At 59.8% G+C, this 19,794-nt stretch carries 4 protein-coding genes and 3 pseudogenes; 5 read left to right on the top strand and 2 right to left on the bottom strand.

All coding sequences use genetic code 11. The features are described 5' to 3' along the window. The first annotated feature begins 174 nt into the window (after window positions 1-174). Window positions 175-2,598, top strand: a complete 2,424-nt coding sequence (locus ACVWNW_RS07025) for a beta-L-arabinofuranosidase domain-containing protein (RefSeq protein WP_454481925.1) — start codon at window positions 175-177, stop codon at window positions 2,596-2,598. A 5-nt stretch (window positions 2,599-2,603) separates the two neighbouring features. Here the strand turns inward: ACVWNW_RS07025 and ACVWNW_RS07020 are convergent, their stop codons facing one another. After that, the gene (locus tag ACVWNW_RS07020; RefSeq protein WP_461196363.1) at window positions 2,604-3,614 is read right to left on the bottom strand and encodes a LacI family DNA-binding transcriptional regulator; all 1,011 of its coding nucleotides are present in this window, start codon (window positions 3,612-3,614) and stop codon (window positions 2,604-2,606) included. Window positions 3,615-4,144: 530 nt separating this feature from the next. Here ACVWNW_RS07020 and ACVWNW_RS07015 point away from each other — a divergent pair. The 4 genes and pseudogenes from ACVWNW_RS07015 to ACVWNW_RS07000 form a co-directional block, all read left to right on the top strand. Then, window positions 4,145-5,583 (top strand): annotated as a pseudogene (locus ACVWNW_RS07015) (RCC1 domain-containing protein); the annotation flags it as partial. 699 nt (window positions 5,584-6,282) lie between these two features. Then, a pseudogene (locus tag ACVWNW_RS07010) lies at window positions 6,283-9,848 on the top strand (RCC1 domain-containing protein). Between the two features lie 714 nt (window positions 9,849-10,562). After that, window positions 10,563-14,130 (top strand): annotated as a pseudogene (locus tag ACVWNW_RS07005) (RCC1 domain-containing protein). A 532-nt stretch (window positions 14,131-14,662) separates the two neighbouring features. Further along, a complete protein-coding gene (locus tag ACVWNW_RS07000) occupies window positions 14,663-18,214 on the top strand; it encodes an RCC1 domain-containing protein (RefSeq protein WP_461196350.1) in 3,552 nt (1,183 codons plus the stop codon). A gap of 186 nt (window positions 18,215-18,400) precedes the next feature. Here ACVWNW_RS07000 and ACVWNW_RS06995 read toward each other — a convergent pair whose 3' ends face one another. Continuing rightward, window positions 18,401-19,789 carry an MFS transporter gene (locus ACVWNW_RS06995; RefSeq protein ID WP_454481913.1) on the bottom strand — a complete coding sequence of 463 codons (1,389 nt, stop codon included), beginning with the start codon at window positions 19,787-19,789 and terminating at the stop codon, window positions 18,401-18,403. Window positions 19,790-19,794 lie beyond the last annotated feature (5 nt).

Below are 19,794 nucleotides of genomic sequence, written 5' to 3'. Positions count from 1 at the left end.
CAGAGCGGCAATGGCATCGCATGGCAACATCGCCAACATGGACAATGGCTTATACCGCGACATTACCGTATATGTAGCGCTACAATTATCGTCAGCAACGCCGACGACTCAGCCACCGCAGGCCTGTCCGAACGGCACCCCAAACAAGCCGTCGAATCGTCGCAAGGAGGAGCCATGACCGACGCACGCCATCAATCCCAATCAGCGCAAAACCATCCTGGACCGGATGTCCGCTTCACACCATCCCAGGTCCGACTGACCCCCGGCAGCATCTACGCCGATGCACAGCAGGCCGGCTCGGACTACCTGCTGAGTCTGGATCCTGATCGCCTCCTGGCCCCCTATAGGCGCGAGGCAGGTCTGCCCGCCAAGGCGGATCCATACCCCAACTGGGAGTCCATGGGTCTGGACGGCCACATCGGCGGCCACTACCTGTCCGGACTGGCGGCCTATTGGCAGAGTCTGCAAACCTGGCCCTTCCTGGAGCGCGCCACCCGCATGCTGACCGGCCTGCTCGAGTGCCAGGATGCCTCGGGCGACGGCTTTCTGGGCGGCATGCCTCACAGCGCCGAGCTCTTCCGGAACCTGCGGCAGGACCACGTGCAGGCCCAGTCCTTCGATCTGCTGGGCTCCTGGGTGCCCCTCTACAACCTGCACAAGCTCTTCGCCGGTCTGATGGACTGCTGGCAGTCCTTCCAAACCAAGAGCGCCTCCGACATGGCCCGCGTTATGGTCCTGCGCCTGGCCGACTGGTGGTGCGACCTGGTGGATAATATCGACGAACAGAATTTTCAGACCATGCTGACCTGCGAGTACGGAGGCCTGAACGAGGCTTTCGCCCGCCTCTATCAGCTGACCGGAAAGGACCGCTATCTCCGCCAGGCCCGCCGCTTGACCGACCGTCCCTTCTTCGAGCCGCTGGCCGCAGGCAAGGACCAGCTGACCGGCCTGCACGCCAATACACAGATACCCAAGGTCCTGGGCTACGAGCGTCTGGCCGAAATCACCGGAGACGAGGCCTTCCGAAAAGCCGTGGACACCTTCTGGCATGGGGTGGTGGACAAGCGCACGGTCTCCATCGGGGCCCATTCCATCTCCGAGCATTTCAATCCACCCGACGATTTCTCGACCATGGTCACCTCCCGCGAGGGCCTGGAGACCTGCAACAGCTACAACATGACCAAGCTGGCACTGCGCCTTTACGACCGCACCAGACAGGCCCGCTACCTGGATTTCTATGAGCGGGTCCTGGTCAACCACCTGGTCTCCACGGTGGGCATCCGCGAACACGGCTTCGTCTACTTCACCCCCATGCGACCCCGGCACTATAGGGTCTATTCCAGCGCGCAGCGTTCCTTCTGGTGCTGCGTGGGCACCGGCCTGGAAAACCACGCCCGCTACGGCGCCATGATCTTCGAGCGCCGACCCGGAAAGGATCCCGACCAGGAATCCGCGTCTCTGGCAGTCAACCTCTTCATCCCCGCCAGCCTGGACTGGTCCCAGCGCGGGCTGCGGATTAGCCTGGCCTATGCTCCCGGCCCCGGGTCCACCAATATTGGATGCCTGGATCTAGAAGCCGAAGACCAAAGCCAGCAGACCCTGGAACTCTACCTGCGTCATCCCTGGTGGCTGGAGGATGCCAACTACCGGATCAGGCAAGGCCAGGCAAACATGACCGTCGAGCCGGCGAAGTCCGATTCGGATGGCAGCCCCCGCTTCGACCACCTGCATCTGACTTGGACCGGCCGAGTGAGCCTGGAGCTGCGCCACCAGGTCCGGGTGACTGCCGAGCCGCTGCCGGACGGTTCGGACTGGGTCAGCCTGCTGCGCGGCGTCAAGGTCATGGCCGCCCGTAGCGACGATGCCGACCTGATAGGCCTGAAGGCTGACGACTCCCGTGCCGGGCACATCGCCTCCGGCCCCCTGCGTCCGCTGGGCGACCTGCCAGTGCTCCAGGGAGCGCCCCAGGACTTCCTGCTGCCCCACCCCCAGGATGACGGTGCCATAGAAGTGGCCGTCTCCAGACCCAAGACCGGAAAACAGGGGTGGACTGATTCACGCCTGCTACTGGTCCCCTTCACTTCCATCGAGGCCTCCCGATACTCGGTCTACCTGCCCTGGGCGCAGGATGGCGATAAGGACCGTGTTCGCCGAGCCCTGGAAGAGATCGATGCACAGGAGCAGGCCCATGAGCTGCAGGTCTGCGACCGGGTGGACTGCGGGTCCCAGCAGTCTGAAATCGATCACGAGTATCAGGGCAGGAATGACCGGCAGGAGCTGATTGAGGGAATCAATACCCGTCACGCCCTGGCTGGGGGCTGCTTCTCATACCGGCTGCGGGATGCCACCGGCGACGCGAAAATGCTGGAGGTCGCCATGCGGGACCAGGACAGCGCCGCACCCTACTGCCTGCGGACCGAAGGCCTGGAATTGGGCCAGCCCGTAAGAAGCCACGAAAACGGCAGAATACTGGACCGCTACCCCCTGACCGGTCGTGGACTGAACGCTCTGCCCGACCGGGCTGTCAGGGTACAGGTCCAAGCCGGAGACGAAGGTCCCACCCCTGACCTGCTGACTCTGGCACTGATTCGCGGTTGAAGCGCTCAGGACCGGGCTGTGCTGCCAGCCTCCACCAGCGTGAAGGGCAGGTCCACCTGCTCGGGCTGATGCCTGCCGGGCGGATCCTTCATCCGAGTCATGAGCAGTCGCAGGCACTCGGCCGCCACACGGTCAGTGTCTACGCGAATGGTCGAAAGGGCAGGTGTGAGAAAACGGGACACTTCCAGCCCGTCGAAACCGATCAGAGCAACCTGCTCGGGCACTCGCACCCCATGTGCACCCAGCGCGTGCAGGGCCCCGATGGCCACCACATCCGTCAGGGCAAAGACCCCGTCAAAATCCCTGCGGCGAGTCAGCAGAGCGGCCATGGCCTGGTCGGCGCTACCCTGATCCCAGTCGCAGTCAACAACATCTTCAGGCTCTAGGCTGATTCCATGACCTTGTGCTGCCTGCATAGCACCCAAGAGTCGCTGTTCCCTCCCTAGGCTGGACTGAGCCAATTGGTCTGGGGTTTTATAGGCGGTGCCAAGAACCAGAATCCGCCGGCAACCATGGTCTATCAGATGCTCCACTGCTGCCTGGGCACCCTGACGGTTAGGACTGCGCACGGCGTCTACGGATGAGTCCAGCCGCGGACCGTCGAAAACCACCAAGGGATAGCGCCGATTGAGCGCGGCGATAGAATCAGCTGACAGGACCGGCGCGGACAGGATGGTTCCCTCGCAAAATTGGGTGGCGATGTCTGCCACCATGGATGACTCGTAGCTGGCCATCTGCCGCGTCTGCTGGATTAGCGTCTGATACCCCATGCTGAAAGCCTGATCCGATACCGCCGCCGCCAGGGCCGCCGAGAAGGGCGAACGGTCCAGCTCCACAGTGGAGAAGCCGATGATCCCGGACCTGCCCGAGCTGAGTCGCCGGGCCGCCAGATTGGGCCGGTATCCCAGACGTTGCGCCGCCTCCAACACCCGACGCGCCGTGGCGGGCTTGACTGAGGATTTGCCCCGTAGGGCATTGGATGCAGTCATCCGCGACACCCCGGCCTCACCGGCCACATCGTCCAAAGTCGTCACTATGGTCGTCGCTTCCCTCACGCCTGATTTGTCCGCTCATTCTATCGCCGCGCAGACAAGGACTTAAAGGTGAATATTAGTTGACGGTGCGCCGCTTACGCGTCGCTTTCGCTACTACCGCGGTTGGTTAACAATACAGCTATATTTTCTTTCGATGATTTGTTCAATGCTGAAGTGGTGAGGATCTGAGCGCTTTTCGTCATGGCCTTTTCGACTGGTGCAGTGCTGACGCTGACACACCGGGCAGCTTTTCGCCAGACAAGACGTTTGTAAGCAAGCAATGATGGCTTCGCTTGCTGTTAGCGGAGGGGCTTTGATTTCATGCGTCTGGCTTCTCGTCTGCGTCGTGCATCGGCGATGATGGCAGGGCAAGCCAGGCAGAATCAATGCCAGCACGGCACCCACCGTGGTGACAGCCAGCATGGACGGCCAGCCACTGACACTCACCAAACAGCGACACCTGGCAGACGAATATACCTGCACACACGTCCGGACAAGCCGCCATCCTCATCACCGGCAAACAACACAACCAGTCCCTCACCAGGAGCTTCGAATACATGGTCGACCAGACTCTGTCCAGAGACGCCCAGCCTGGCTCCACCTACACGGTAAGCTTCAATACAACCGGAGGAAGCCAGGCACCCCAACCCCAACAGATCCTCTACCCGTACGGTCGAGTGCAACGGCCCTACCCAGATCCGACGCGAAGCGACTACCAGTTCGAAGGATGGTTCACCGGCAACACCGCTACGACTTCAGCACACCTGTCACCGAAAACATCACGCTCACCGCCCGCTGGACCAGCAAAAACCCCAGAACCACGTGGACCATCAACCCCAACAAGGGCAACCAGTTCGGCAACGAAACCACCACCATCACCCCGCCAGACAGCCGCAGCGGCGTTAAATTCAACCAAATCAGCAATTCAATTGGATCCGGCAAGATGCACAATAGTGTTTCATTGGCTGTGGGCAGCGACGGATACGTATACGCCTGGGGAGACAACACCAATGGACAGCTCGGCAACAACACCAGCAACGGCTTCGACGGTGCGAATCCTGTTCCTGGGCGCGTGCGCGACCCGAACAATCCCCATGATACAAGCAAAAGTTTGAAAAGCGTTCAAATCAGCGCTGGTTTTGAGCATACTATTGCAATCGATGCCCAAGGGAACACCTGGTCATGGGGATGGAATTATTGGGGCGAACTCGGACAAAATACCAAGACTGACGAAATTTTTATTCCAACGCAGGTATACAATCCCGACAATCCCTCTATCGCCTTCAAAGCCAGCCAAGTCAGTGCAGGATATGACACTTCCCTAGCTATAGATACTAATGGGGTTGCATGGTCGTGGGGACGAAACGATTACGGCCAACTTGGTTATACCAACTATGACAGTTCCACTGTTCACAGACAACCAGCAAAAGTGCGAAATCCTGCATCCCCAAACAACACTGATCTAAGTCTGAACAGCACTCTGGTCAGTGCGGGAAATTGGGATTCTCTGGCTATCGGCAAGGATGGATACACGTATGCATGGGGATACAACGGCTATGGTCAGCTCGGCAACAACAGCTACAAAGATGCCTATGCCCCGGTGTTAGTGGAGTTCAACCTGTCTCGGGTGATCAGCGCAGCCAGGTTCGACTCTAGCCCCGGCACGAATCTGACCAATATCAACAACAGCAACAGCGTCACCGTGCTCACGCCTGCGCACGTGCCGGGCACGGTCACGGTCAGCGTGGACTACACGATGGGCGGCTCAGGACAGACTCTGACCGATACCTCCCTCAGATACACGTACACGCCTGCAGGCGTACTCCCCCGGGCGGGCGGTGAGGGCATCATGCTCGCCCTGGCCACCGGCATGACCGGCATGGGCGCAGTGCTGGCATCCCGCCGCCACCGGAGAGAACAACACCGCCTATTGCACGCTTTGCACGAGTAAGAAAGGCCGAGGGCATATATCACCCCCCCCCCACCTCCTGCCAGAATAAGGGGAGTAGGGAAGCAAGCGTCACTAAAGGCTCAAATCCCCAAGTGAGCCGACGCCCCTCCCGCGTCCCCACCACACTTATTGATCAACCACACGACAGCGATAAAGGAAGCAACTGCTCTTGACGTTGGAGGTTATTGTTTCGTGTCAGGAACAAAACCTATGGTTGTTTGCTACTTGTTACCATGCTTGTCTGGGTCGTCTTTTTGCAGACCAAGCAAGAGCAAGCTGCTATAGTCGGCTGCTTTGAGATGCTGAAACCCCCGCCGATTCAGTTGTTTATCAGCGTTCTATGGCCAATCAGTGATGAATATCGTGGCGGTGGCGAGATTCAATAGGGTAATGCTCACGCAGCGCTTTCACCAGTGATGCGATTAATCGAAATTACTGTGCTGCCGTAAAAACCGACGATGACACGGTCTATAAACCAGATAATTCCAAATCACTTACCACAAATTACTTCGTGTGTTGCTTTTTAATTTGGTGGTATGGTGAAAAAAGGGGTGTCGGAAAACAGATGGCTTTCCGCTACGGCTCGTGCAATCTGATGCTGAGTCGGCATTGAAAGACAGAAGGACTTTCCGACAGACAAGACGTTATGTGCAGGCGGCTTTGACACCGCTTGACGTTTGGTGAAGGGGTTTTGGTTTCATGCATATGGTTTTCCGTCTGCGCCGCATCTTGGCAATGACGACCGTCCTGCTGAGCCTACTGACAGGTCTGAGCGTCGCATCCGCCCAGGCGGACGCTCCTGTACTCACCGGGGGGGGGGGGGTCGTCAGACCCCTCGCGTAGCTAAACAAACCCCAGGCATTACCCCCAGCAGCACAACCAGCACACCACTGCCCTCACCATCGGTATTACAAGCCACCACACCATTAAGCCCAACAGCGAGTCCAGTCACCCCGTCATCAACGACGGGAACACTTGACAGCACAAACTCCGTTGCGGCTAAATCATCAGAAAAAACGGATGATCAAGATGCACACGAGGTGCACTTCGACCCGGCCGACGGCAGCACACCAACCAAAGCAGCCGTGAAAACCGGGTCTTTAGCCACCTCTCCGGAAAAGAATCCGCAACGTGAGGACTTCCGGTTCGACGGGTGGACGCTTGACGGCCAGCCCTATGACTTCCAAACCCCGGTACTCCGGAATATAACCCTGAAAGCTCAGTGGTCGAAAATCACGGACTGGACGCTGAGCCCGGACCACGGGCCCGCCTCCGGAGCCCGTCTGACCATCAGCCCGCCCGACAAGCAAGAACCACGTTTCAGCAATATCCACGCCGCAGGCGACCAGACTGTCGGACTGACCGGCGATGGCAGAATCTACATATGGATGCAGGAAAGCACACCAAAGCAGGTCCCCTTCCCCACCCATACTGCCGACGGGTTCCATTACCTGCAGGCCGCAGCCGGCAGCCATTGGGATGCCGCCTTAGGATCCGACCAGCAGATCTACACCTGGACCAGCGCACAAGCCACGCCCACCATCCTCAACACTGACCAGAACACCGGGTTCACCAGCATCAGCATGCACGATGATCAGCTGCTAGCGGTGGACCGGCAAGGACAAGTCCACCTCTTCCAAACCGACCCAATAGACAACCAGAGCATAAAACCGACAGAACAAGCCGCAACCAGCCTGCCCGGAAAAGCGCAGGCCATCCTCGCCGCCGCCTCCAACAAGCGGATCCTCATCTTGGACGCGGACGGGCAGGCCTGGGCCTGTGAGACGAGCAAGATTGGAAAAGCCGAACCAGCACGCGTCAAGCAGGACCAGGGCAGACGCATCATCCAAGCAGCAGCTCTCAACCAGGGGTTCCTCCTGGCCGCGGACGGTCAGGCTTGGTACCTGGCCGACGGCACAACCAACATGAACCTGGTCGGCTTGCCGGACGGCGCGCAGACCAGCTGGATCATCGCCAACGAGGACCAGGCCTTGATCACAGACACAGAGGGATGCGTTTGGACGTGGAAGCCCAGCGAAACGCCGATGCGCGTATACAACGGGAATCAGAAGTACGTACAAGCCGCCAGTGTTGGCAGCAAGATCACCGCCATCGACAAGCATGGCAGCATACTCACGTGGAGTCTGGACGCTCAAGGCCAACTCAGCAAACCGGTCAGGCTCAACACCACTCAGGTGCCCACCCTTGAATCAGCCAGTATGGACAGCCAGCCGCTGAAACTCACCGGAAAGAATCATACCTGGCAGGCAGATGCCCCAGCCCACAAGCCCGGACCAACCACCATCACACTCGTCGGCAGGCAGGATGACCAGACCTTCACCAAAAGTCTCCAATACACCGTAGACCAGCCGCTGACCAGGGACACCGAAACAGAAACCAGCTACACGGTTTACTTCAACACAGGCGAGGGAGACCCGACACCCAGCAACCAGAAGGTCTCCTATCCGTACGGCAGGGTACAGCGGCCCTCCCCCGATCCGGCCCGTCAAGGCTACCTGTTTGACGGGTGGTTCATCAAAAACGTCGCCTACGACTTCAGCAAGCCTGTCACAGACAACCTCACGCTCACCGCCAAATGGACACCCAAGAACCCGGGCAACACTTGGAAAATCAACCCTGACAAGGGTGGCCAGCTTGGCGGGCAACAGACCACCATCACCCCACCCGCCAATATCAGCGGCATCAAATTCAACCAGATCAGCAGCTCAAAAAGCACTTGGTTTGCTTTTTCCTTGGCTGTGGGCAGTGATGGAAACGCCTACGCTTGGGGGAACAATGACTATGGCCAGCTTGGCGATGGGACCACTACTCAACGAGACAAGCCGGTCGTGGTGAAGAAGCCCGATCCCATGATATATACGAATCTACCAAATGATTTCACCTATGTACAGGTTAGCGCCGGAGATGGGCATTCGCTTGCCCTGGGCAGCGACGGATACGTGTACGCCTGGGGAGACAACACATATGGCCAGCTTGGCAACAATACCAACGGCGGTTATTCCACTGCTCCCTTGCGAGTGCGTGACCCCGCTACCAGCTCCAATGCGACCACGGGACTGAAGTCCATACAAGTGAGTGCCGGAGGCGAACATTCGCTGGCAATTGATGCAAATGGAAGCACCTGGGCATGGGGACGTAATCACTATGGCCAGCTCGGCAACGGCACTAGCAGTGCGTCTAATGTCGCGAATTCTATTCCGGTACGCGCAAAATTCCCCATAACTGAGGACAAAGAGGTGAAAGTAATACAAGCAAGTGCCGGGTATGAGCATTCGCTGGCAATCGACAATGAAGGCAACACCTGGGCATGGGGATACAACAGGTATGGCCAACTCGGCAACGGCGATAGTAGTACAAATACCGCTCCCACGCTGGTGCAATACCCCAAGAAAGAGTCAGGCAGCGTTACAGCTGTACAGGTCAGTGCAGGAGGCTGGCACTCGCTCGCAATCGACACTGATGGCCAGGCTTGGGCATGGGGATACAACTATTATGGCCAACTCGGCAACGGGAGCACCAGCGGCAAAAACGCGAATTCTCTTCCCGCGTCCGTACAATTCCCCACCACCGAAAACAAGGAGGTGAAAGTAATACAAGCAAGCGCCGGATTTAAGCATTCGCTGGCAATCGACGAGGAGGGAAGGGCCTGGGCATGGGGGAGTAATGAGTATGGCCAGCTCGGCAACAACACCACGAATGATCAGCATTCTCCGGTGAAGGTATTCGCCTCCACCCAATCCACAAGCTCACTAGGCCCATGCTTGAACGCTACACAGATCAGTAGTGGAGGCTGGCATTCGTTGGCAATCGACGAGGAGGGGAGCGCCAGAACATGGGGATACAACTACTATGGCCAACTCGGCAATCCCGACGCAGGGAGTCGGAGTTTAGCCCCAGTACCAGTAGTGTTCAACCTGCAGCCGGTGATCACCGGCATCACATTCGACCGCACCGTCGTAAAGGACCTACCCAAAAGCCAAGATGACGGCAGCGTCACAGTGGTCACACCCGCTCATGAGCCGGGCACGGTCACGGTCAGCGTCGACTACACGCTGGGCGGCGCAGCCCAAAAGCCGGACACCACCCTCAGATATACCTACACGCCTTTGGGCGTGCTCCCTCAGGCCGGCGGGGAAGGCATACTGCTCGCCCTGACCACCGGCATGATCGGCATGGGGGGTGTCATAGCAGCTCGTCGCTACCGGAGGGAACAGCGACAGCTGTCACACGCTTCGCACGAGTAAGAAAGACCGGGACGGATTAATCCCCCCGCCTCGGCCTCACTGGGGGCGCACGGAGGCGAGTGTCATTCAAGGCTCAATCCCCAAGGGAGCCGACACCCCTCTCGCGCCCCCACCACATCTATCAATCGACCACACGGCTGCAATAGTGGAAGCAGCAGCTTTTATCGCGCGCAGTCAGCCGATTATCCTGCATCAGGAACAAACCTGACAACCGGTCTATTATTGGCCGACAAGCTTAAAGCAGATGGTCGTTTTGCCGATCAAGCAAAGACATAGCGGCGTCAATCTGAGGCACGTTAATGCAGTCGAATCCCCCAAGATGTTGGGGCACTCCAGACTAGATCCACCCTTCAGCCTCTATCGCCAGGCACATGTTGAACTTCGTGAAGGAGATAAGAGCCAATAGGAGCGATGCTTGCGTGCAGCTCCATCAGTAATGCAATTAATCGGAATTGCTGTTTTGCCATAAAACCGACGATTACACGGTCCATAGTCCAGATAGTTCCAAATCGCTTACCACCAATTGCTTTGTGTGTTGCTTTTTAACTTGGTGGTATGGTGAAGATAGGGGTGTCGGGAAACGGCTGGCTTTCCGCTATGGCTCGTGCAATCTGATGCTGAGCTGGCATTGGAAGAAAGAATAGTTTTCTGGCAGACAAGACGTTATAGGCGAGCAGTTGGCTTTGCTTGGTGTCGGTAAGGGGTTTATAAGTCATGCATCTGGTTTCCCGTCTGCGTTCCGTTTCGGCGATGATGATCGTCCTACTGAGCCTGCTGGCAGGCTTGGGCGTCGCGTCCGCCAACGCAGCGGACGCTCCTATCCTCACCGGGGGGGGGGGGTCGTCAGACCCCTCGCGTAGCTGAGCAAAATCCCGCCTCTTTCCCCAGCAGTGCATCAAATACTCAACTTCCCTCGCCATCGCCTCTGACAACAGCATCGCCGTTAAGCACCGCAACAGCAAGCCCAAATGCTCCCTCATCGCCGACGGGCAGTACAGGCAGCGGCGAATCAGCTCCGGCCAAATCAACAGAAGAAACGGATGATCAAGATGCACACGTGGTGCGTTTCGACCCGGCCGACGGCAGCAAGCCGACACAGGAGAGCGTGAAGACCGGGACTCTTGTCTCTGCTTCGGAACGCAATCCCCGGCGTGATGGTTTCCGGTTCGACGGGTGGACGCTTGACGGCCAGCCCTATGACTTCCAAACCCCGGTCCTCCAAGACACGACCCTGAAAGCCCAGTGGACCAGGATCACGGACTGGACGCTGAGCCCGGACCACGGGCCCGCCTCCGGCACCCGCCTGGCCATTAGCCCGCCCGACACGCAGGAGCCCTATTACACCTGCATCCAGGCTTCTGACAAGCAGTTTCTCAGCCTGACCGGCGACGGCCGCATCTATTCATGGACGCAGGAGGGCACACCCAGACAGGTGACCTTCCCCGCCCGGGCTTCCGAAGGGTTCCACTATCTGCAGGCCGCAGCCGGCAGCGGACTGCAGGCCGCCTTGGGATCCGACCAGCGGATCTACACCTGGAACAGCCGGCAGGTCACGCCCACCATCCTCGATACCGGCCGGAACACCGGATTCACGAGCATCAGCATGCACGATGACCGCCTCCTGGCGGTGGACCGGCAGGGACAGGTCCACGCCTTCCAGGCCGGCCAGGCCGACACGCAAAACCCAATCATAAAGCCCGTCGAACAAGCCACAGTAGATTTGCCCGGGCAGGCGCAGGCCGTCGCCGCCGTCGCCTCCGACAAACGGATCCTCATCGTAGACGCGGACGGGCAGGCCTGGACCTGGGAGACGAGCAAGATTGGAAAAGCCGAGCCTTCACGCATCGAACAGGAGCCGGGCATGCGCATCATCCAAGCCCAAGCCCTCAGCAAGGGGCTCATCCTCCAGGACGCGGACGGGCACGCCTGGTACCTGGCCGACGGCTCGACCAAAATAACAGCCGCCAGCCTGCCGGAAAGTATGAAAGCCCGCTCAATCACCACCAACGGCAGCCAGGCCGTCATCACCGGCACGGACGGCCGCCTCTGGGCCTGGAAGCCCGGCGAGGCACCCAAGCGGGCGGACGCCGGGAGCCAACAGTACACGCAGGCCGCCGAAGCCGACGGCAGGATCACCGCCACCAACACGAAGGGCGCCATGTTCACGTGGAGCCTGGACGCTCAAGGCAAACCCGGCAAGCCATCCAAGCTCGACACCAGCACCGCGCCCACATTGGAAACAGCCAGCCTGGACGGTCAGCCCCTCAAACTCAACAAGACCGGCGACGCCTGGCAGACGGACATACCCGCCCGCAAGCCCGGACCAGCCGCCATCACCATCACCGGCAGGCAGGACAACCAGCACTTCACCAAGAGCCTGGACTACATCGTCGACCAGACCCTGACCAGAGACGCCACTACAGACACCACCCATACAGTCACCTTCGACACAGGCGAAGCAAACACCAAACCCGAAGACCAGCAGGTCCCCTACCCGTACGGCAGGGCCAAACGACCCTCCCCCGACCCAACACGCGACGGCTACCAGTTCGACGGATGGTTCACCGGCAACACCGCCTACGACTTCAGCAAACCCGTCACCCAAAACCTCACCCTCACCGCCAAATGGACCCTAAAAGACCCCAACAACACATGGAAAATCAACCCCGACAAAGGCAGCCAGACAGGGGGACAACAGACCACGATTACTCCGCCAGCGGCTGCCAACGGCATCAAATTCAGCCAAGTCAGCAGCTCAGGCACCAACAACTTCTCCTTGGCTGTGGGCAGCGACGGCAATGCCTACGCCTGGGGATTCAACAACTACGGCCAGCTCGGCAACGGAAATACCAGCAACCGAAATACACCAGTCATAGTGAAGAAGCCTGCAGGCGTGTCGGCTGACTTCACCTACGTGCAGGTCAGCGCCGGAACCGATCATTCACTGGCCCTGGGCAGCGACGGATACGCCTACGCCTGGGGAAACAACAACAACGGCCAGCTCGGCAACAACACAACAAGCTTTTCGTCCGTCCCCGTGCGCGTATGCGATCCTTCCACAGGATCCAACGTTGATACGGGGCTGAAAGCCATACAGGTGAGCGCCGGAAGGTTGTTTTCGCTGGCAATCGACCAAGATGGGAACACATGGGCATGGGGAAACAACGACAACGGCCAACTCGGCAAAGGAAATACCAGGGGCACTAACACCCCTCAGTCAGTTCTGCTCGATCCCAAGCATGCGAGCACGGTACTCAAAGCTGTCCAAGTCAGCGCCGGGGATTTCCATTCGCTGGCAATCGACCAAGATGGGAACACATGGGCATGGGGACGCAACGACTATGGCCAACTCGGCAACGGAAAAACCAGCGGCACTAACGCGAATCCTACTCCCAGCTCGGTGCTGCTCGATCCTAAGCATGCGAGCACGGTGCTCAAAGCTGTCCAAGTTAGCGCCGGAGGCTCTCTTTCGTTGGCAATCGACCAAGATGGGAACACATGGGCATGGGGGCACAACGACTATGGCCAACTCGGCAACGGCAGCACAAGCAGCCTAAGGAATCCTGTCCCCAGTTCGGTGCTTCGCAACCCAAAGGATACAAGTACAGTGCTGAAAGCTGTGCAAGTGAGCGCCGGATGGGCTCATTCGCTGGCTGTCGACACGGATGGAAACGCCTGGGCGTGGGGACAAAACAACTATGGGAAGCTCGGCAACAACACCACGAGCGATCAACATTCCCCCGTGAAGGTGTTCGCTTCCGATCAATCTACAAGCAAGGCCGGCCCCTGGCTGAGCACAGCGCAAATCAGCGCCGGAGGGAATCATTCGCTGGCAATCGGCAAAGACGGTAACACAAGTGCATGGGGATTCAACCGGTACGGTCAGCTTGGCAACGGCACCACCAGCGGCAACGACGCGAATCGTGTTCCGGTGCCGGTGACGTTTGACCTATCTCCAGTAATCACCGGTGTCAGCTTCGACGGCATAGCCATCAAGAATATCTCTAAAAGCCAGGACGATGGCAGCGTCACCGTGACCACGCCCCCTCATGAACCGGGCGAGGTCACGGTCAGCGTGGACTACACGCTGGGCGGCACAGGAAGCACCCTGACCTACGACTCCCTCAGATACACGTACACACCCTTGGGTGTGTTGCCTAAAGCCGGCGGTGAAGGCGTCCTGCTCATCCTCGCCACCGGCATGACCAGCATGGGCGGGGTGCTGGCCTCCCGCCGCCATCTGAGAGAACAGAGACAGCTGCTACACACTTTGCACGAGTAAGAAAGGCCGGGACGGATCAATCCCCCCGCCCCGACTTACAAGGGGCGCACGGAGGAATGTCATACAAGGCTCAACCCCAAGTGAGCCGACACGCCTCCCGCGCCCCCCACCACACTATTGTCAATTACTGCTGAATTACTGCTGACAAAAAATTGAAGGCGGTTATGCGCTCCCCGCTTCTACACTGCAGATAGCGAAATGCGGGCAGGGAGGCCGAGGCACATGAGCACAAGTCAGCCCAGCCACTGCCCATACTCACATCCTAGATGATTGCTGTAAGCAGCCGCCCTCCCCAGCCAAGAGAATCATTGCAGCCGGGCGGCTAACTATGGCTTATGTGTGTTGTTTGTGTGCTGGGTGGTTGGGCGAAAACAGGGGTGTCGTGGACCGGCTGGCTTTTCATTACTGGTTCCTGCGATGGGATGCAGGGCTGGCGGAGGCAGGAAATACGGCTTTCCGACAGTAATGACGTTAAGATATGGCAAGACAGGCGGTGTTTATACCGCTTGATGTTGGTTGGGGGGTTGGTTTCATGCGTCTGGTTTCCCGTCTGCGTCGCGCGTTGGCGATGACGGCCGTCCTGTTGGGCCTGCTGGCAGGCCTGGGCGTCGCATCCGCCCAAGCGGACGCTCCTGCACCCGCCGGATCAGGCCCCCACGTAGCTGAACAAACCCCCGCCATTCCCCCCAGCAGCGCAGCCAATACCCCCCTACCCTCGCCTCCGGAAACCGCCTCGCCGATAAGCTCGGCGACGCCAGGTACGGACATCCCGTCATCGCCGGCCGGCACTCCTGACAGCCCTGGCTCCGCTTCAGACAAGCCATCCGATCAGACGGATGATCAAGCCTCGCATACGGTGCGCTTCGACCCGGCCGACGGGAGCAAACCAACCCAGGCGAGCGTGAAGACCGGGATTCTCGCCTCCCCTCCGGAACACAATCCTCAGCGTGAGGGCTTCCGGTTCGACGGGTGGACGCTTGACGGCCAGCCCTACGACTTGCAGACCCCCGTCCTCCAGGACATGACCCTGAAAGCCCGGTGGTCGAAAATCACGGACTGGACGCTGAGCCCGGACCATGGGCCCGCCTCCGGCGCCCGCCTGACCATCAGCCCGCCCGACAAGCAAGAACCACGTTTCAGCAATATCCACGCCGCAGGCGAGCAGTTCCTCGGCCTGACCGGCGACGGCAGCATCCACACATGGACGCAGGAGGGCACACCCAAACAGGTGCCCTCCCCCGCCCATGCTGCCGAAGGGTTCCATTACCTGCAGGCCGCAGCCGGCAGCGGACTGCAGGCCGCTTTGGGATCCGACCAGCAGGTCTACACCTGGAACAGCCGACAGGCCACCCCCGCCATCCTCGACACCGACCGGAACACCGGGTTCACCAGCATCAGCATGAATGACGACCGCCTCCTGGCCGTGGATCGGCAGGGATACGTCCACGCCTACCAGGCCGGCAGCCAGGACCAGACCCCGAAATTCACCCAGCAGGTCAGGGCCGGCCTTCCCGGGCAGGCGCAGGCCGTGACCGCCGTGGCCTCCGACAAGCGGATCCTCATCGTGGACGCGGACGGGCAGGCCTGGACCTGGGAGACGAGCAAGATTGGAAAAGCCGAACCTTCACGCATCGAACAGGAACAGGGCATGCGCATCATCCAAGCCCAAGCCCTCAGCGGAGGGTTCCTCCTCCTGGACGCGGACGGGCAGGCCTGGTACCTGCCAGACAGCACAACCGCCATGACCCAGGTCAACATGCCGGACGGCATGCAGGCCAGCAGGATCACCGGCAACAAGGACCAGACCATCATCACCGGCACAAACGGCCAAGTCTGGACCTGGAAGCCCGGCAGCAAACCCGTACGGGCGGACAACGGGAGCCAGCCCTACATGCAGGCCGTCGAAACCGGCGGCAGGATCACCGCCATCAGCAGGCAAGGAAGCCTATACCAGTGGAGCCTGGACACTCAAGGCAAGCCCCGCAAGCCAAGCAGACTCGACACCATCTCGACCCCCACACTGGAAACAGCCAGCCTGGACGGCCAGACGCTCACACTCAGCAAAACCGGCGACGCCTGGCAGGCGGACATGCCCGCCCACAAGCCCGGACCAGCCACCATCACACTCGCCGGCAGGCAGGACAGCCAGCCCTTCACCAAGAACTTCGACTACACGGTCGGCCAGCCCCTGACCAGGGACGCCGAACGAAGCTCTGCACTGACGGTCCACTTCGACGCAGGAGAGGGAAGTCCCAAACCCGCAGACCAGAGTGTCTCCGCCCCGTACGGCAGGGCCAGGCGCCCCTCCCCCGACCCGACACGCCAAGGCTACCAGTTCGACGGATGGTTCACCGGACAGGTCGCCTACGACTTCAGCACACCCGTCACCCAGAACCTCACCCTCACCGCCAAATGGACAAGCACAAGCGCCAGCAAGACGTGGAGTATCAATCCCGACAGAGGCAGCCGGGCAGGAGGGCAGCAGACCACCATCACACCGCCAGCGACTACCAACGGCACCAAATTCAACCAGATTGCCGGGTCAACAGACTATAACTATGGTTTTTCCTTGGCGGTGGGCAGCGACGGGAACGCCTACGCCTGGGGAAACAACACGTATGGCCAGCTTGGCGACGGGACGACCGTCTACCCCCGGACAACGCCGGTCATGGTGAAGAAGCCTACAGGCACGCCGTCAGCTTTCACCTACGTGCAGGTCAGCGCCGGCGGCTCTCATTCACTGGCCCTCGGCAGCGACGGATACGCCTACGCCTGGGGAAACAATGGCGTTGGCCAACTCGGCAACAACACCACCAGCGGCGACAATGCGAATTCTGTTCCCGTGCGCGTACGCGACCCCAACAGCCCCACTGACACAGGCAAAGGACTGAAAGCCATACAGGTCAGCGCTGGAAGCAATCATTCTCTGGCACTAGGTAGCGATGGGAACGCCTACGCCTGGGGAAGCAACGCGTATGGCCAGCTCGGCAACGGGACGACCGGCAACCCCCGGACTACGCCGGTCATGGTGAAGAAGCCTACAGGCACGCCGTCGGCTTTCACCTACGTGCAGGTCAGCGCCGGGAACAATTATTCGCTGGCCCTAGGCAGCGACGGATACGCCTACGCCTGGGGAAACAACCCATATGGCCAGCTCGGCAACAACACCAGCAGTGGGTTTTCCTCTGTCCCCGTACGCGTATGCAATCCCTCGACAAGATCCAACGTTAATACGGGGCTGAAAGCCATCCAGATCAGCGCCGGATTTTATCATTCAATGGCCGTGGGCAGCGACGGATACGCCTACGCCTGGGGAAACAACCCGAATGGCCAGCTCGGCAACAACACCAGAACATCTTCCACTGTCCCCGTGCGCGTACGTGACTCTGGCAACCCCTCCGATGCAAGCACAGGGCTGAAAGCCATTCAGATTAGCGCCGGAGGCTGGCATTCACTGGCTATCGACACGGATGGGAACACATTGGCGTGGGGAGCCAACTGGTATGGTGGGCTCGGTAACAACGATTCGGGAGATCGGCTTACCCCTGTAAAGGTGTTCGCTTCCGAGCAGTCTACAAATGCAGTCGGCCCCTGGCTGAACGCTGCGCGAGTGAGCGCCGGATACTATAATTCGCTGGCGATCGACAAAAACGGGAATACCAAAGCATGGGGATGGAACGAATACGGCCACCTCGGTGACGGCACTACCGACGACTCTAAGGTCCCTGTGGCGGTGGCGTTCAATTTGCAGCCGGTGATCACCGGCGTCAAATTCGACCGCGATGCCGCAAAAGGCCTGACGCGCGGCGATGGCAACAGCGTTACCGTGACCACGCCCGCGCACCTACCTGGCACGGTCACGGTCAGCGTCGACTACACGCTGGGCGGCGCAGGAAGCACCCTGACCTACAACAACCTCCAATACACGTACATGCCTGTAGCGCCTCCAGGCGTGCTCCCCCGGGCTGGAGGGGAAGGCATCCTGCTCGCCCTGACCACCGGCATGACCGGCATGGGCGGGGTGCTGGCATCCCGCCGCCACCGCAGAGAACAACTACAGCTGCTACACGCTTCACACGAGTAAGACAGGCCGGGAACGGATCACCCCCCGGCCAGAACAGGGAGCAGGGAGGCCAGCGTCAATAAAGGCTCAAACCCCAAGTGAGCCGACACTCCTCCCGCGCTCCCACCACACATATCAGTCGACCGCCCAAGCGCAGCACAGGAAGCAACTCCTCTTTACACGCTCGGACGGTCGCCTACAACTGTTCTACTGCTGGTCTGCAGTCGTGGCGTAGATGGTCTTCTTGCAGATCAAATACACAACCAGGCCCAGCATGGACACAGCAGCCCCGATCAGCAGCAGGTTGCTGTAATTGGCAGCCGGACCAGTGGCGCCCATGATGCTGAAGCCCTCCAGGCTGGGCTTGCCCATCAGACCGCCGATGATGGCGATTCCGATGGAGCCGGTCACGTTCATGACCAGATCGTTCATGCCCACGCCGCGGCCCGACTGGTCCTGAGGCAGGGTGTCAAGCACGGTGGAGACGATGGGCGAATACATCAGTCCGACCCCGGCATAGTAGACGCAGGCAGTCAGTGTTAGGGCGAGCAGACCGGAGTTGACCACCAGTGCGGACCCTGCGAAGCCCAGAATCATCAGGCAAGCGGCGATGATGATGGCGGGCTTGCGGCCGATCCTGTCCACGATGGCGCCCGAGGTGGTGCCCAGCACAGCGGCCACCAGGAAGGCCCAGACCACATGCAGTGAGACCGTGGTGGTCGACACCTTGTAAACGTCACGCCCGATGGCGTTGAAGATGGGCGACATGCAGTAGTTCATGAAGTAGAAGATCAGGATCAGCCCGATGCCCATCAGCCAGCGCTTGTTGCGGAAGAAGTCCGGGGTGATGAAGGGGCTCCGGGCCCGGCTGATGTACAGGGCGAAGATCAGGTAGCAGACAGCGGAGGCCGCCAGCAGCCACCATGCCGTGTAAGAGAAGAAGAGGGTCAGCAGGGCCGTGGCCAGTCCGAAGATGACGAAGCCCAGCCAGTCCACCTTCTCACCGTTGCCGCCGCCGGTTGGCAGGCTCTTGAGCAGGATGGGCAGGAAGATGATGGTGACCGCGGGAATCAGGAAGAGGTACTGCCAGGCTATGGAGCTGAGCAGGCCGGCGGCGAAGATGCCGATGGCTGCAGACACCTGGTAGCCTGCCGTGAAGATGCCGAAGAAGATCACCTTCAGGGAGGGCTTGAGATACTTGGTGGCCACGACCAGGTAGGCCGAGCCAGCCACCTGCTCACCCGCAGTCTGCAGCAGCCGGGCCGCAATCACATTCCAGATGTTGGGGGCCATGATCGTGTTGGCCACGTACCCATACACGGACCCGACGAACAGTATGCACAGGCCGAAGGTGACCAGCTTGCGCAGGGATACGAAGTCGCCCAGGGACCCGTAGATGAAGCAGACGATGCCCAGGACGATGCTGGGCAGGGCCGTGATCAGCGAGGCCTGGTCGGGAGCGCCGGCGTCCTTGCCGACCTGCTGGAAGACCAGGTTGAAGCCTTGCAGGCACAGGGTGCCCAGGACGAAGGTAATCAGCAGCAGGATCAGCGATCGTACGGCTGTCGAATCCTCGGTGGATTGCTTTTCGGACATGATGC

The organism is Bifidobacterium sp. JNUCC 75 (genome assembly GCF_054819865.1).
This window is presented reverse-complemented; position numbering and strand designations above follow the sequence as displayed.